13 protein-coding genes are annotated in these 14,277 nt (G+C 72.4%); 11 read left to right on the top strand and 2 right to left on the bottom strand.

Features of this window, described 5'->3' with window-relative positions:
• Positions 1–349: 349 nt before the first annotated feature.
• The gene (locus ACFFIC_RS26690) at positions 350–1,606 is read left to right on the top strand and encodes an MFS transporter (protein WP_377056167.1); all 1,257 of its coding nucleotides are present in this window, start codon (positions 350–352) and stop codon (positions 1,604–1,606) included.
• 298 nt (positions 1,607–1,904) lie between these two features.
• Here ACFFIC_RS26690 and ACFFIC_RS26685 read toward each other — a convergent pair whose 3' ends face one another.
• Both ACFFIC_RS26685 and ACFFIC_RS26680 read right to left on the bottom strand, forming a co-directional pair.
• Entirely contained in the window at positions 1,905–3,212 is a 1,308-nt protein-coding gene (locus ACFFIC_RS26685; RefSeq protein WP_377056165.1) for a family 1 glycosylhydrolase, read from the bottom strand.
• An 848-nt stretch (positions 3,213–4,060) separates the two neighbouring features.
• Positions 4,061–5,221 carry an MFS transporter gene (locus ACFFIC_RS26680; protein ID WP_377056163.1) on the bottom strand — a complete coding sequence of 387 codons (1,161 nt, stop codon included), beginning with the start codon at positions 5,219–5,221 and terminating at the stop codon, positions 4,061–4,063.
• A gap of 212 nt (positions 5,222–5,433) precedes the next feature.
• Between ACFFIC_RS26680 and ACFFIC_RS26675 the strand changes: the two genes are divergently transcribed.
• From ACFFIC_RS26675 to ACFFIC_RS26630, 10 genes are all read left to right on the top strand, one after another.
• Positions 5,434–6,162 (top strand): urease accessory protein UreH domain-containing protein, encoded by a 729-nt coding sequence (locus ACFFIC_RS26675; protein WP_377056161.1) that lies wholly within the window; start codon positions 5,434–5,436, stop codon positions 6,160–6,162.
• 62 nt (positions 6,163–6,224) lie between these two features.
• Positions 6,225–7,721 carry a cytochrome-c oxidase, cbb3-type subunit I gene (gene ccoN, locus ACFFIC_RS26670; protein WP_377056159.1) on the top strand — a complete coding sequence of 499 codons (1,497 nt, stop codon included), beginning with the start codon at positions 6,225–6,227 and terminating at the stop codon, positions 7,719–7,721.
• A gap of 16 nt (positions 7,722–7,737) precedes the next feature.
• Complete coding sequence (gene ccoO, locus ACFFIC_RS26665) at positions 7,738–8,472, top strand: cytochrome-c oxidase, cbb3-type subunit II (protein WP_377056157.1); 735 nt, start codon at positions 7,738–7,740, stop codon at positions 8,470–8,472.
• Between the two features lie 13 nt (positions 8,473–8,485).
• Complete coding sequence (locus tag ACFFIC_RS26660; protein WP_377056155.1) at positions 8,486–8,638, top strand: cbb3-type cytochrome oxidase subunit 3; 153 nt, start codon at positions 8,486–8,488, stop codon at positions 8,636–8,638.
• Between the two features lie 12 nt (positions 8,639–8,650).
• Entirely contained in the window at positions 8,651–9,553 is a 903-nt protein-coding gene (ccoP, locus tag ACFFIC_RS26655) for a cytochrome-c oxidase, cbb3-type subunit III (protein WP_377056153.1), read from the top strand.
• On the top strand, positions 9,550–11,055 hold the full coding sequence (gene ccoG, locus ACFFIC_RS26650; protein ID WP_377056151.1) for a cytochrome c oxidase accessory protein CcoG: 1,506 nt from the start codon (positions 9,550–9,552) through the stop codon (positions 11,053–11,055). Before ccoP ends, ccoG begins: the two co-directional genes overlap by 4 nt.
• Positions 11,052–11,546 (top strand): FixH family protein, encoded by a 495-nt coding sequence (locus ACFFIC_RS26645; protein WP_377056149.1) that lies wholly within the window; start codon positions 11,052–11,054, stop codon positions 11,544–11,546. Before ccoG ends, ACFFIC_RS26645 begins: the two co-directional genes overlap by 4 nt.
• Positions 11,543–13,909, top strand: coding sequence for a heavy metal translocating P-type ATPase (locus ACFFIC_RS26640; RefSeq protein WP_377056147.1), 2,367 nt, complete (start codon positions 11,543–11,545; stop codon positions 13,907–13,909). The genes ACFFIC_RS26645 and ACFFIC_RS26640 overlap by 4 nt, the downstream gene beginning before the upstream one ends.
• The gene (gene ccoS / locus ACFFIC_RS26635) at positions 13,906–14,058 is read left to right on the top strand and encodes a cbb3-type cytochrome oxidase assembly protein CcoS (RefSeq protein ID WP_377056145.1); all 153 of its coding nucleotides are present in this window, start codon (positions 13,906–13,908) and stop codon (positions 14,056–14,058) included. Before ACFFIC_RS26640 ends, ccoS begins: the two co-directional genes overlap by 4 nt.
• Positions 14,058–14,267, top strand: a complete 210-nt coding sequence (locus tag ACFFIC_RS26630) for a hypothetical protein (RefSeq protein WP_377056143.1) — start codon at positions 14,058–14,060, stop codon at positions 14,265–14,267. Before ccoS ends, ACFFIC_RS26630 begins: the two co-directional genes overlap by 1 nt.
• Positions 14,268–14,277: the final 10 nt, after the last annotated feature.

Raw genomic sequence — 14,277 nt, 5'->3', positions numbered from 1 at the left:
CACCCAGCGCCAGAACGGCCGCCGTCGCCAGAAGTAACTTGCGCATCAATTTGGTCCTCGGTCGGTTCGGTAAGCCAGATGCCTTGGCGGCACCCCTTCGAACTCCTTATGGCAACTCGCGTGCCAGGGTTTTTTTCTCAATAATTGCATGGTCTTCCGCGAGTGGCGCTTCGTTGCGTCCTTGTGCTGTAAAGACGGCCGACAAACCCGGGTGCCCGGCGGCGCTCTTTCCTAACGTCGGTTATTGCCGCCAGCCGGCCTGCCGCCGAGAAGCGGCAAAGAGGGTGCGTGAATTGGGGGAAGCATGTCCGGACAGCTTCGGGGCCGTCCTGCCGGTGGTGCCGCGTCAGTGGCCTCCACAACTCTGCCGAACCCCCGCGCGGAGCGGGCGCTCGACCTGCTGAGCTTCGCCCTTTCCGATGTTCGCTATGGGCTGGGCGCCTACCTCGCCGTCTATCTGCTCACGGAGCACGCCTGGGACGAGGCCAGCATCGGCCTTGCCCTGTCCTTCGGTGGAATGGTCGGGCTTGTCTCGCAGACGCCGCTGGGCATCCTGGTGGATGCGATCCGGGCCAAGCGGGCCCTCCTGGGTGGGGCCGTGATGGTGGTCACCGCCACCTCGCTCGTGATCCCGCTGGCCCCGCACTTCTGGGCGGTGGCGGCCGCCGGCATCATCGGGGCGTTGGCCGGGACCACGATGGGCCCGACGCTTGCGGCCATGTCACTCGGTATCGTCGGTCCCGCGCGCTTCGCCCACCGTGCCGGACGGAACGAGGCGCTGTTCCACCTGGGGAACGGGGTCATCAACCTCGTCATCCTGTTCACCGCGCCCTTCTTCGGCACGGCCATGGTGTTCGTGATGATGGTGCTGACCGCGGCGGGCAGCCTGGTTGCGGTTGCCCGCGTCCCGGCGGGCTCCATCGACCACAGGTTGGCCCGCGGCCTCCTGCCGGACGGGCGCGGCCATGGCGAGCGGCCCTCCCCCTGGGGTACCCTGCTGGCCAGCCGGCCGCTGATGGTGTTCGCCGCGACCGGGGCGCTGTTCCACATGGCAAACGGACCCATGCTCGCGCTGGTGGCCCAGAAGCTGGCGCTGGGCCACCCCGGGCAGGGGATCATGTTCACCGCCGCCTGCGCCGTCGCGGCCCAGACCGTCATGGTGCCGGCCGCGGCCCTGGCCGGGGCGCGGGCGGATAGCTGGGGGCGCAAGCCCCTGTTCCTCGCCGCCTTCGTGGCCCTGGCGCTGCGCGGCTCGCTTTATACCCTGTCCGACCATCCCACCTGGCTGATCGGCGTCCAGCTCCTGGACGGGGTGGGCGCGGGGCTGATCGGCGCCCTCTTTCCCGTCATCGTGGCCGACCTCACGCGGGGCAGCGGGCATTTCAACGCGGCGCAGGGAGCAGTGGGCACGGTCCATGCCATCGGCGGCATCACCAGCGGCATCATCACCGGCTTCGTGGTGGTGAACGCCGGCTATCAGGCAGCCTTCCTGACGCTTTCCGGCATCGCCGCCCTGGGGGGGCTGGGCTTTCTCCTGGGCATGCCGGAAACCCGGCCCGCCGGCGGCGGCACGGCCCCCGCCGAGGTGCCGGTGCCGGCGGATTGATGCCGCATCCTCCGGATCTCCCGGCCTTGGGGTTCCGGCCAGGGCACCGCCCTCTCCGGGCCCCTCGCGCCTGGGGACCGGAGGCGGCCGGGCCTGCATCCGGCTTCACCGGCGCTGCGATCGGGAGCCGGTTCCCCGCCCTGCCGCCGCCTCGGTTCCGTGACGCGCGGATGCACCGCCCGCCGAGCAATGCCAGCCTGGAGCGGAAGGCGATGGCGAGAAGCCCCGGGAGAGGAAGAGTTCCTCTCCCTCCCGGGGCAAGGCCATGCCAGGCCTTGCCGGCACCGGCCAGCCGGGTTCAGGCCGCCTCGTTCCAGCTTTCCGGCTCCACCAGGAAGCGGTCGGGGCGCTGCCACCAGCCGGGCTGGCGGGCCGCGGGCCCCCCGAAGCGGCCCTGGGTCGCCAGCGCCCGCACGACCCCGGCCAGGGGCGTGGGACGAGGCGGGTTGAAGCGGGCATCGAAGACCCCGGGCTCATAGGCGCCCTCCCTCCGCCGGAGCAGGGAGCACCAGTCCACCGCGCCGAACAGCGACCAGGGCGTCACCGCCAGGATGTCGGCGCCCTCCTCACGCAGACGAACCGCGGCGTTCCAGACGCCCAGAAGCCAGCGCACGCTTTCCTCGGGGTCGGCGCAGCCGAGATGGGCCTCGGTCACGGCGATCGGCAGGCGGTATTGCTCCCAGGCCTCGCGCAGGCGTGGCTCGAAGCCGAGCATCTCCCCCGGCATGGGCACGCGCACCGCCTCCACGTCCGCATACGTCATCGCGCCGTTTCCGCCGATCACGTCGGGGCTGTAGAGCTCCACCCTGTGGTCGAGGAAGCGGTCGCTGGTGACGTAGTGATTGATGCCCAGCATGTCCGGGATGCAGGGCTCCGCCACCAGCTCGTCCAGCTGCTCCACGGGTATCCCGGCGGCCAGCAAGTTCGGATGCCAGGGATGGCCGCGGTCCACCCGGCCGCAAAGCAGGTCCAGGCTGAGCCAGCGGCGGGTGTTCTCGTAATCCGCCTGAGCCTGAAGCGGAGGCGTGGCGAAGACCTTGCCCAGGTCCTCGGTCTGCACCAGCCGCGCCCCGGGCTGGACCCGGCGGATCGCCCGCATGGCCAGCGCCGTGCCCCGGCACTCGTTCATCAGGGCCGTCAGGAAGCTGCGCTCATCGTTCCCGTGCGGGTGCCAATGGGCATAGAGCGCCGCGAAGCGCGCCGTGGTCAGCGGCTCGTTCACCGGCGTCCAGTCCAGCACCCAGGGGTAGCGCGCAGCGGCGAGGGCCGCATAGGCCGCCAGCTTTTCCGGGAAGGCCAGGTCGAGAAGGCTGGTATAGGCTGGGCCGGACCCGTGATGAACGAGGCCGACGATGGGCGCGATGCCCAGCTCCTGCAAACGGGCCAGCCGCGCATCCGACCAGGACCAATCGCATTCGGAAAGGTCCCGGGGCGCCACGCGCTCCCACAGCACGGGGTAGCGCAGGCGGCGGACGCCCAGGGAGGCGACCAGGTCGAGGTCGGTCTCGCGGTGGTGGTGGCCGGTTTCGCGAAGCTGGTCCCGCCAGTCATCGCCCACGCGCAGGACGGTGCATTCGATGCCGCCCCAGATTTCCGGCAGCGTCATCGGGGCAAGCACTCACGGCCGGTAAGGCGCGGGCAGTCGGGGATCGTCACGCGGCGTGAGGGGCATGGGCTTGGCTGTTGAAGCATGGGGCGCCTTCGTTGCTGCTGCTTTGTCTTCACGCAGCAGCGCGGGTTCGACGCTAAAGAGCGTTAGCCGATGCGGTTATTTGGTTCACGATTTCACGAGATGGAACGCTTGGCCCGTGCCCCCTGTAAGTAGGTTGGCACGCGCCCCGTCCCCACCCCCGGGCTCGACATGGCGCTTCCTGACCCGTGCGCGCCTCGACTTTCCCCGCGTGAGGCGGAATTTCGTCGCGATCCGAACCAGGGGCGCTTCCGGCCCGGAGGTGCCGCATGGCGCCCATGACCACCCGGCCGCGGGGCCTGCATTCCATGGCTACGCCCCACCGGTGGGGCGCCAGCTCCCTGCTCGGCCCCATCCATTTCATCGCGACGGTCTTCAACAGGCGGGCGCCGGGCATGACGCAGCACAGGCTTCCACCACTGGATTGGGAAGGAAAGCGGGCGCCAGTGTTCCGGGCGGCTGGGGCCAGATCACTACGGCGCCTTCTTCCCCATGCACGCCCTGGGCACCCCGAGCATGCCGCCGTCCACCACCGGCATCTCCTCCCGGCGGCCGGATCCCGCATCGCCGGCGCCTCGGCCCGGCTGTTCCTCCGCCTGATGGCGCGGACCCTCACGCATGGCGCGCGGGCGGCGGAACCCCGGGGCGATGGGGCCGCGACGCTGCAATGGCAGGTGTCCTCTCCCCAGCGCCCTTCCAGGCCGCCGAGGATGGGCCCGTGCTTCGCCCGGCGACGGTGGGATGGGGGCGGCGCCCCCGCTCCATCAGGCCGGCACGCCGAGCGTGGGGGCCGCCGCGGAGGACTGGCCGCGCGCGCAGCGGTGAAAGACAATCACGCCCAGCACGCCCGGCAGCACCGCGAGGGAGGGAACGGCGCTGGCCCATGCCACCAGCCCCGCCGCCACGCAGCCGATGGCGGCGCCCGCGTCCCACCCGGCCTCGGCCGCGAAGTGAAAGCGGTAGGCGGCGCCGGACCCCTTGGCGCGGTCGTAGATCACGCTCATCAGCAAGGGCACGTAAAGGCCCGCGACCGCGGCCCCGCTGGCATGGGCCAGCGCCGCCGCCGCCGGCGACCAGCTCGCGCAGGCGCGCAGCGCGAAGCCCAGCACCAGCGCCGCGCAGACCAGCAGCAGGTAGCGTTCCCGCTGGCCCCGGTCGATCGCGCGGCCGCAGGTGATCCCGGCCACCGCGCCCACCAGCCCGGCCGCCGCGTTGGCCAGGCCGAAGGCCTCGAAATGCGAGCCCAGCGCGGTGAAGAGCACCATCGGCCAGGCCAGCGACAGGCTGGAGGATATCCAGCCATCGGCGGCGAAGGCGGCGATGCCCGTGCGGTCGATGCCGCGCAGCGAGTCCCGGATCCCCGGCACGGGCCCCGCCGGGATGGCGCCGATCCGCAGCAGCGGCAGCATCGACAGCAGGACGAGGCAGCCGGCGATGCCGAAATCCACCGCGGCGCCCAGGTGCTCCAGCAGCAGCCCGCCCGCCACCGGCCCCACGATCCCGATGAGGGAACCGATGGCCGTGCGGAGGCCCAGCTCCCGCCCGCGCGAGGCACCGCCGCCGATCACCGCCGCCGCCGAGTGATAGAGCGGCCAGTAGAGAGACTCCGCCACCGAGACGAGCAGCAGCCAGCCGGCCAGCCAGAGCGGCTCGTCCGCCCGGATCAGCGGCAGGAACTGCAGGGCGCAGAGCGCGGCGCCCGCCATCATCGCGCGCCGGTAGCCCAGGCGGCGCACCACGCCCAGCGAGAACAGGCGCAGCCCGAAGCGGGCCGTGAGCAGCGCGGCATAGGCCAGCAGCGCCACGGGCAGGCTGAAGCCCAGCTTCATCAGGTAGGCGCCCACGAAGCCGCCCGCGAGCGCGACCGAAAGCTGGAAGCAGGCATAATGAAGGGTAAGCAGCCGAAAAGGGCTGGGGCCAGGCACGATCGTTGATCCTTATGGAGGCGCCGTGGCCAGTTCCGGCGAGAAAGAATCCGGCGGTCCCTGCGGCACCCGCGTGATACTCACGAAACCGTGAGGTTTCAAGACGAGCCGATCATCATTCCGCATTTCGCCGCCACCGGGGCCGCCCGGCCACACCACCGGCCTTGCGCTGGATCAAGGCCGGGGCCTCCGCGCCCGTGCGAGACGCGGCAATGCTCGCCGACTGCCTGCACGGACTGACCGCCCTCGCACCCCGGGACATGGCGGCGCTGATGGGCGCCATGCTGCTGGCCGGGCTGGCCGGCAGCGTCACCCATTGCGCGGGCATGTGCGGACCCTTCGTCATCGCCCAGGTCGCGGGAGATCCCGGCGCCGGGCGCCTGGCGCGGCTCGGAGGCGCGGCGCTGCTGCCCTATCACGCGGGCCGGGCGCTCGGTTACTCCGGCCTCGGCGCCGTGGCGGGCGGCGCCGCGGGGCTGCTCTCGGCCGTCGCCTCGCGCGGGTTGCTGGCGATCCCCTTGGCCCTGGCCGCGCTGGTGATGCTGGGCCAGGCGGCCGCCCGCCTGCCGGTGCCGGCCGGGCTGCGCCTTTCCCTGCCGCACGCGCCCTTGCCGGGCATGGCCGCCATCGGGCGGCTTCTCGGCGCGCCGGCAGGGGCGCGGCGCAGCTTCGGCCTGGGGCTGATGCTGTCGGCCATTCCCTGTGGCCTGCTCTACGGCGCGCTGGCGGCGGCCATGGCGGCGGGCAGCGCCCTGGCCGGCGCCATGGCCATGCTCGCCTTCGTGCTGGGGACGATCCCGGCCCTGGTGGGGGTCGCCCTGCTCGGCCGCTTCTTCGGCCGCCGCTTCGGCCCGGCCATGCGCCTCGTCTCCGCCCTGGCCCTTGTGGCCAACGGCTGTGTCCTGGCCGTCCTCGCGGCCCGGGCGCTGATGGCCGGTTGATCTGGATCAAGGTTCCGCGAGCCGGAGCGTGAGACGACCCGCTCCATCACAAGGAGCCCCCCATGCCAGAGGGTCTGTCCACTCAAACCCTGCCGTTCGCCGGCATCGCTGCCCGGCCCCGCCCGCAGCCGGACTACGTGGAGGCGCCGCTGCGCGCCTTCGCCATCGCCACCATTTTCTGGGGCATCGCGGGCTTCGCGGTGGGCGTGTTGATCGCGGCCCAGCTCGCCTATCCCGCCCTGAACTTCGGGCTGGAGTTCACGAGCTTCGGACGCGTGCGTCCGCTGCACACCTCGGCCGTGATCTTCGCCTTCGGCGGCAACGCGCTGTTCCTCACCAGCCTCTACGTCGTGCAGCGCACCTGCCGCGCGCGGCTCTTTGGCGGCGAGGAGACGGCCTGGTTCCTCTTCTGGGGCTACCAGTTCTTCATCGTCATCGCCGCCGTCGGCTACCTGCTGGGAATCACCCAGGGCAAGGAATACGCCGAGCCCGAGTGGTACGCCGACCTCTGGCTGACGGTGCTCTGGGTCTCCTACCTCGTGGTGTTCGGCGGCACGCTGCTGCGGCGCGAGGAGCCGCACATCTACGTCGCCAACTGGTTCTTCCTGGCCTTCATCATCACCGTCGCGGTGCTGCACCTCGGCAACAACATCTCCATCCCCGTCAGCCTCTTCGGCGCCAAGTCCTATGGCGCGGCCGCGGGCGTGCAGGACGCGATGATCCAGTGGTGGTACGGCCACAACGCCGTCGGTTTCTTCCTGACCGCCGGCTTCCTGGGCATGATGTACTACTTCATCCCCAAGCAGGCCGACCGTCCCGTCTATTCCTACCGCCTGTCCATCGTGCACTTCTGGGCGCTGACCTTTCTCTACATCTGGGCCGGCCCGCACCACCTGCACCACACCGCGCTGCCCGACTGGGCGCAGACGCTGGGCATGGTGTTCAGCATCATGCTGTGGATGCCCTCCTGGGGCGGCATGATCAACGGGCTGATGACCCTCTCGGGCGCCTGGGACAAGCTGCGCACCGACCCCGGCCTGCGCTTCTCCGTCGCCTCCCTCGGCTTCTACGGCATCGCCACCTTCGAGGGGCCGGTGATGAGCATCCGCGCCGTGAACTCCCTGTCGCACTACACGGACTGGACCATCGGCCACGTGCATTCCGGCGCGCTGGGCTGGAACGGCTTCATCACCTTCGGCGTGCTCTACTGGCTGGTGCCGCGCCTCTGGGGCCGCACCCAGCTCTGGTCCCCGCGGCTGGCGAGCTGGCACTTCTGGATCGCGACGCTCGGCATCCTTCTCTACATCACCTCGATGTGGGTCTCGGGCATCATGCAGGGCCTGATGTGGCGCGCCTACGACCACCTGGGCTTCCTGCAATACGCCTTCGTCGAGACCGTCGCGGCGCTCCATCCCTACTACGTCATCCGTGCCCTGGGCGGCGTCCTCTACCTCACCGGCGCCCTGCTCATGGCCTACAACCTGTGGCGCTCGGTGCGCATGCCGGTGGCGGAGGCCAAGGCCGACCGCACCGTCGACGCCCTGCCCGCCGCGGCCTGAGGGAACACACCCACTCATGTTCGGCATCAAGTTCAACCACGGCCACATCGAGCGGAACCTGGTCCTGCTCGGCGTGCTGACGCTGATCACCATCTCCATCGGCGGCCTCGTGCAGGTCATCCCGCTCTTCACCGTGGAGAGCACCATCGAGCGCGTGGGCGGCATCCGCCCCTACACGCCGCTGGAGCAGGCAGGGCGCGACATCTACGTGCGCGAGGGCTGCTACACCTGCCACAGCCAGATGGTCCGCCCCTTCCGCGACGAGCGGGAGCGCTACGGACACTACTCGCTCGCGGCCGAGAGCATGTTCGACCACCCGTTCCAGTGGGGCAGCAAGCGCACCGGGCCCGACCTCGCCCGCGTCGGCGGCCGCTACTCGGACGACTGGCACGTGCTGCACCTGCGCAACCCCCGCCACGTCGTGCCGGAAAGCATCATGCCGACCTACGGCTTCCTGGACCGCCCGCTGAACTACGGCGACATCGGCCAGCGCGTGGCGACGCTCCGCGCGGCCGGCGTGCCCTACACCGACGCCATGGTGGCCAATGCCCGCGCCGACCTCGAGGCCCAGGCCCGCCCGGCCGAGGACGGCAGCGCCTTCGCCGCCCGCTACGGCCGCGCCCGCCAGATGGACCCGGACGGCAACGCGAAGGCCATCACGGAGATGGACGCGCTCGTGGCCTACCTGCAGATGCTCGGCACCCTCGTGGACTTCTCCGAGGTGACGCCCGACCGGCTGCGGCAGCAGTGAGGAGGGACCGGTCATGACCATCGAGCAGATCCACAGCCTTCTGCTGACCACCTGGATCGTCTGGTTCTTCCTGCTCTTCACCGGGATCGTCGTCTGGGCCCTGCGCCCGGCCCGGCGGGAGACGTTCGAGCGCGCGCGGCTGATCCCGCTGCGCGAGGCCGAGTAGGAGCGCGGCGCCATGCCTGACACGATGCACGACACACTTCACGGCGCCCCCCACCGGGACGAGCACACGGGCACCGCCACCACCGGCCACGAGTGGGACGGCATCCGCGAGCTGAACACGCCGCTCCCGCGCTGGTGGCTCTACACATTCTACGCCTGCATCGCCTTTTCGGCGCTCTGGGTGGTGCTCTATCCCGCGCTGCCGATCACCGGCGCCACGGGCCTGCTGGGCTACACCGTGCGCGGCGAGGCCGATGCGGACCGCGCCGCCCAGGCCACGGCCGCCGAGCCGATGCTGGCCCGCCTGCGCGCGACGGAGCCCGAGCAGATCCTGGCCGACCCGGACCTGCGCGGCTACGCCATCGCCGGCGGGCGCATCGCCTTCGCCAATGCCTGCGCCCGCTGCCACGGCGCGGGCGGGCAGGGGGCGCAGGGCTTCCCCAACCTGGCCGACGACGAGTGGCTCTGGGGCGGCCAGCTCGCCCAGGTGGAGCAGACCATCCGCCACGGCATCCGCGCCCCGGATGACGACGCGACCCGCACCTCCATGATGCCGCGCTTCGTGGCGGACGGGCAGCTGACCACCGCCCAGGCGAACGACGTGTCCGAGCACGTGCTCGCCCTCACCAACCGCGCGACCGACAAGGCCGCCGCCACGCGCGGCGCCGCGGTCTTCGCCGAGAACTGCGTGAGCTGCCATGGCGAGCGCGGGGAAGGGAACCGCGAGATGGGCGCGCCCAGGCTGGACGACCAGGTCTGGCTCTATGGCGGCGACAAGACGACGATCCTGCGCACGGTCTCCTTCGGCCGCGCCGGCGCCATGCCCGCCTGGGAGCGCCGCCTGGATCCCGCCACGATCCGCATGCTGACCGTCTACGTCCACAGCCTGGGCGGAACGGAGCCCTCGGTGCCGTGACCAAGGTCCAGAAGCCCGAGGCCTTCGCGCCCGACGACCGCAACCAGCCCCTCTATGCCGACCGCGTGCGGGTCTACCCGCAGGCGGTCACGGGAACGGTGCGCCGCGCGAAGTGGGCCGTCCTGGCCCTGTGCCTCGGGCTCTACTACCTGGTGCCCTGGATCCGCTGGGACCGTGGCCCGGACCAGCCGCACCAGGCCGTTCTGGTGGACATGGACAAGGGCCGCCTCTTCTTCTTCTGGATCGAGGTCTGGCCGCAGGAGGTCTACTACCTCACGGGCCTGCTGCTGCTCGGCGCGCTCGGCATCTTCGCGGCCACCTCGCTGTTCGGCCGTGTCTGGTGCGGCTTCACCTGCCCGCAGACCGTCTGGACCGACCTCTACATGCTGGTGGAGCGCTGGATCGAGGGCGACCGCAACGCCCGCATGCGTCGCGACCAGAAGCCGCGCTGGGGCGCCGCCGACTGGGGCATCAAGATCGGCAAGCACGCGGCCTGGGTGGCCATCGCGGCCGCCACGGGTGGCGCCTGGGTGATGTACTTCACCGATGCGCCGACGCTGGTGATGGACCTGCTCTCCTTCGACGTCTCGCCCACCATCCTCGGCTTCATCGGGCTGTTCACCCTGTCCACCTACCTGCTGGCTGGATGGGCGCGGGAACAGGTCTGCACCTACATGTGCCCCTGGCCCCGCTTCCAGTCCGCCATGCTGGACGACGACAGCCTGGCCGTGTCCTACCGCGCCTGGCGCGGCGAGCCGCGCGGCAAGGCCCGCGACACCTCGGCCGGCGACTGCATCGACTGCCGCGCCTGCGTGAACGTCTGCCCCACGGGCGTGGACATCCGCGACGGCTTGCAGCTCGCCTGCATCAACTGCGGCCTCTGCATCGACGCCTGCGACAACATCATGGCCAAGCTCGGCCGCCCCACCGCGCTGATCGCCTTCGAGACGGTGGGCAACCTCGCCGCCGCCGGCACCGCGACCTGCGCCATCCCGCCCGGCCCCGCGCGCTGCGCCCCCGGCATGGCCGCCCGCCGCCCTGCGCGCCTGCTGCGCCCGCGCACCTGGTTCTACGCCGCCGCCATGACGACGATCGGCGCGGTGATGCTCTGGGCCTTCGTCGGCCGCACGGATGTCGCGATCGAGGCGCTGCGCGACCGCTCCCCGCTCTTCGTCCGCCTCGCCGACGGCAGCATCCGCAACAGCTACACGCTGAAGGTCTCCGACCGCCGCCACGCCACGGACCGGCTGGCCGTCTCGGTGGAGGGCCTGCCGCCCGGCGCCGCCTGGCAGGTGCTGGACCGGCGCGACGCCGACGCCAACGGCCGCCCGCTCGTGGAAACCCGTGCCGACGGCGTGGCCGAGTTCCGCCTTTTCGTCACCACCGCCCCCGAGGGCCGGCCGGAGGAGGAGAGCACCCCCGTGCGCATCCGCCTCGTCGCGCCCGACGGCGAGGCCGAGCGCGCCGCGGTCGGCACCATCTTCCTGAGGCCCCGCACATGATCGCTCCAGGCATCACCGGCATGGCGAGCAACCCCGCCCCGCGCGGACGCTGGATCCCCTGGGTCTTCGTCGCGGGCTTTGGCGTGGTGATCGCCGTCAACGCCGTGCTGATCACCGCGGCGGTGGGCACCTTCACCGGCACCACCACCGCCGGCTCCTACGACCGCGGCCTGGGTTACTCCGCGGTGCTGGCCGAGGCCGCCCGGCAGAAGGCGCTGGGCTGGCAGGCCGGCGTGACGCGGGCGGACGGCGCGGTGCGCCTCTCGGTCCGCCTGCCCGATGGCACCCCGCTGCCCGCGGATGCCACCGTCACCGGCACGCTCCAGCGCCCGCTGGACCGCACCGCCGTTTCGCTCGCCTTCCAGCCCTTCGCCCCCGGCGCATGGCGCGCCCCGGCGGAGGTTCCCGCCCCCGGCGCCTGGGAAGCCGTGCTGTCTGTCACCCGCGGCGCCGACCGTCTCGAGTTGCGCGAAAGGTTCGTGATCCCGTGAGCGCCCTTCCGGCCCGCCTCGACGCCGCCGAGCCAGGCCTCAGCGCCGCCGCCTGCGCGCATTGCGGCGCGCCGGTCGCGCCCGGCGCGGGGCGCTTCTGCTGCGCGGGCTGCGAGGGCGCCGCCGCCCTGATCGCCGGCCTGGGCCTGGATGCCTTCTACCGCCGGCGCGAGGCCGCCGCGGGCGGAATCCGCCCGGCCGCCCTGCCGCCGGTGGATTTCGCCGCGCGCGCCGTGCCCGCCCGCAGCGGCACGGAGCACAGCCTGGACCTGATGGTGGCGGGCCTGACCTGCGGCGCCTGCGTCTGGCTGGTGGAGCAGGCGCTCGCCGCCGACCCGGACGTGCTCCGTGCCCGCGCCAGCCTGTCCACGCGCCGCCTGACGATCACCTGGCGCGGCCCCGCAAACCGCGCGGAAAGCCTGGCCGGCCTCGTGGCCCGCCTCGGCTTCCACGTCGCGCCCTGGTCCGCCGCCTGCCTCCGCGCCACCGAGGACGCGGAAGGCAAGGCGCTGCTGCGCGCGCTCGGCATCGCCGCCTTCGGCGCGTCCAACGTGATGATGCTGTCCGTCGCCGTCTGGGTGGGCAGCGACATGGGGGAGGCCACGCGCGCCCTGATGCACTGGCTGGCGGCGCTGATCGCGCTGCCGGTGGTGCTGGTGGCCGGCATGCCCTTCTACCGCTCCGCCCTGGCCGCCCTCCGCGCCGGGCGCGTGAACATGGACATGGCCGTCTCGCTCGGCGTGCTCGCCACCACCGCGATGAGCCTGTCCGAGGCGCTGCGCAACGGCCCCTACACCTGGTTCGACGGCGCCACCGCCCTGCTGGCCCTGCTGCTGGCCGGCCGCGTGCTGGACCGTGCCGCCCGCCGCCGCGCCCGGCAGGCCTGCGCCGAGCTGCTGGCGCTGCAATCCGCGGAGGTGACGCGGCTGGAGATCGACGGCACCGCCCACCGCGTCGGCGCCGAAACCGTTTGCCCGGGCGACCGCCTGCTGGTCGCGCCCGGCGAGCGCCTCTCGCTCGACGGCGTGCTGGAAGGGGGCGAGGCCCTGCTCGACACCGCCGCCACCACCGGCGAAAGCCTGCCCCGCTCCTTCGCAACCGGCGCGGCCCTTCCCGCCGGCGCGGTGAACCTCGGCGACGCGCTGGTGCAGCGCGTGACCGCCGCCGCGGCCGAGGGCTCGCTCGCCGCCGTCGCGCGGCTGCTGGAGCGCGCCGAGCAGGCGCGGGGCCGCTTCGTCTCCATCGCCGACCGCGCGGCGCGGCTCTACGTGCCGGTGGTGCACGTGGTGGCCGCCGCCACCTTCCTGGGCTGGTGGCTCGGGGTGGGCGTGTCCTGGCAGGCGGCGCTGGTGCCGGCCGTGGCCGCGCTGATCGTGACCTGTCCCTGCGGCCTCGCCATCGCGGTGCCCGCCGTGCAGGTGGTGGCCGTGGGCGCGTTGTTCCGCCGCGGCGTGCTGACGGGTTCGCCCACCGCGCTGGAACGGCTGGCCGCCTGCGACGTGGCCGTGCTGGACAAGACGGGCACGCTGACCACCGGCCGCCCGGCCCTGCTGCCCGAACCGCTGCGCGACCCCGCCGTGCTGGAAGCCGCCGCCGCCCTGGCCGCGAGCAGCCGGCACCCGCTGTCCCGCGCCCTCGTCGCCGCCTGCCCCGTGCCGGTGCACGCGGCCGCGGGCGTGGAGGAGATCCCCGGCGCCGGCCTTCTTTGCGGCGAGCAACGCCTGGGCAGCGCCAGCTTCTGCGGCGCCGACGGCATGGCGGAGGATGGTCCCGTCCTCTGGTACCGTGCCTCCCCCGGCGCCGAGCCGGTCGCCTTCCGCTTCGACGACCCGCTGCGCCCCGACGCGGCCGAGGCCGTGGCCGCGCTGCGCGCAATGGGGATGGAGGTGGAGCTTCTCTCGGGCGACGCCCCCTCCGCCGTCGGGCGTGCGGCGCGGGCGCTGGGCATCGAGCGCTGGCGGGCCGCCGCCACCCCCGCCGACAAGGCCGCGCGCATCGAGCAGCTTCGCGCCGGAGGCCGCCGTCCGCTCATGCTGGGGGACGGCATCAACGACGCGGCGGCGCTCGCCCTCGCCCATGCCTCCGCCACCCCTGCCGGCGGCACCGACCTGGCGCAGGCGGCCTCGGACCTCGTTCTGCGGGCCGAGGGGCTGTCCGCCCTGCCCGCCGCCCTCCGCACCGCGCGCCGCGCGCAGCGGGCGGCGCGGCAGAACATCGCCTTCAGCCTGGTCTACAACATCGTCGCGGTGCCCATGGCCGTGCTCGGCCTCGTGACGCCGCTGATCGCCGCGCTGGTGATGGCCTCGTCCTCGCTCGCGGTGATCCTGAACGCGCTCCGCGTGGGGCGGGAGGCCACCCGATGAACGCCCTTGCCCTTCTCGTGCCGCTGGCCCTCGGGCTCGGCGTGCTGGCGCTGCTCTTCTTCGGCTGGACGCTGGGGAACGGGCAGTACGACGACCCCGAGGGCGCGGCCAGCCGCATCCTCTTTGACGACTCCAGGGAGAACACCTGATGCCCACCACCGGCTTCTCGACCGGCCATGCGCTTTTCATGATCCTGTCCGGCCTGCTCGCCCTCTGCGGGGTCATCGCGGCATCCCACGCTGCCGATGCAGGCTTCGCGCTCTTCGGCTACGCGCTGATCGCCTTCGGCCTCGGATTCGGCTTCTGGATGCTCAAGCGTGGCCTCGATGCCTGGGAGCGGGCGCGGCACCCGGGCTGAGCGCGCCGCG

Origin of the sequence: Muricoccus vinaceus (genome assembly GCF_042433125.1) — a bacterium.
Taxonomy (GTDB): Bacteria; Pseudomonadota; Alphaproteobacteria; order Acetobacterales; family Acetobacteraceae; genus Roseomonas; species Roseomonas vinacea.
This window is presented reverse-complemented; position numbering and strand designations above follow the sequence as displayed.

What these genes read in the sequence shown, in the direction of transcription:
- ACFFIC_RS26660 (WP_377056155.1), top strand. Translation starts at nt 8,486, where the DNA reads ATGACCATCGAGCAGATCCACAGCCTTCTGCTGACCACCTGGATCGTC.
- ACFFIC_RS26645 (WP_377056149.1), top strand. Translation starts at nt 11,052, where the DNA reads ATGATCGCTCCAGGCATCACCGGCATGGCGAGCAACCCCGCCCCGCGC.
- ACFFIC_RS26630 (WP_377056143.1), top strand. Translation starts at nt 14,058, where the DNA reads ATGCCCACCACCGGCTTCTCGACCGGCCATGCGCTTTTCATGATCCTG.
- ccoS (WP_377056145.1), top strand. Translation starts at nt 13,906, where the DNA reads ATGAACGCCCTTGCCCTTCTCGTGCCGCTGGCCCTCGGGCTCGGCGTG.
- ACFFIC_RS26675 (WP_377056161.1), top strand. Translation starts at nt 5,434, where the DNA reads ATGCTCGCCGACTGCCTGCACGGACTGACCGCCCTCGCACCCCGGGAC.
- ccoO (WP_377056157.1), top strand. Translation starts at nt 7,738, where the DNA reads ATGTTCGGCATCAAGTTCAACCACGGCCACATCGAGCGGAACCTGGTC.
- ACFFIC_RS26685 (WP_377056165.1), bottom strand. Translation starts at nt 3,212, where the DNA reads ATGACGCTGCCGGAAATCTGGGGCGGCATCGAATGCACCGTCCTGCGC.
- ccoP (WP_377056153.1), top strand. Translation starts at nt 8,651, where the DNA reads ATGCCTGACACGATGCACGACACACTTCACGGCGCCCCCCACCGGGAC.
- ccoN (WP_377056159.1), top strand. Translation starts at nt 6,225, where the DNA reads ATGCCAGAGGGTCTGTCCACTCAAACCCTGCCGTTCGCCGGCATCGCT.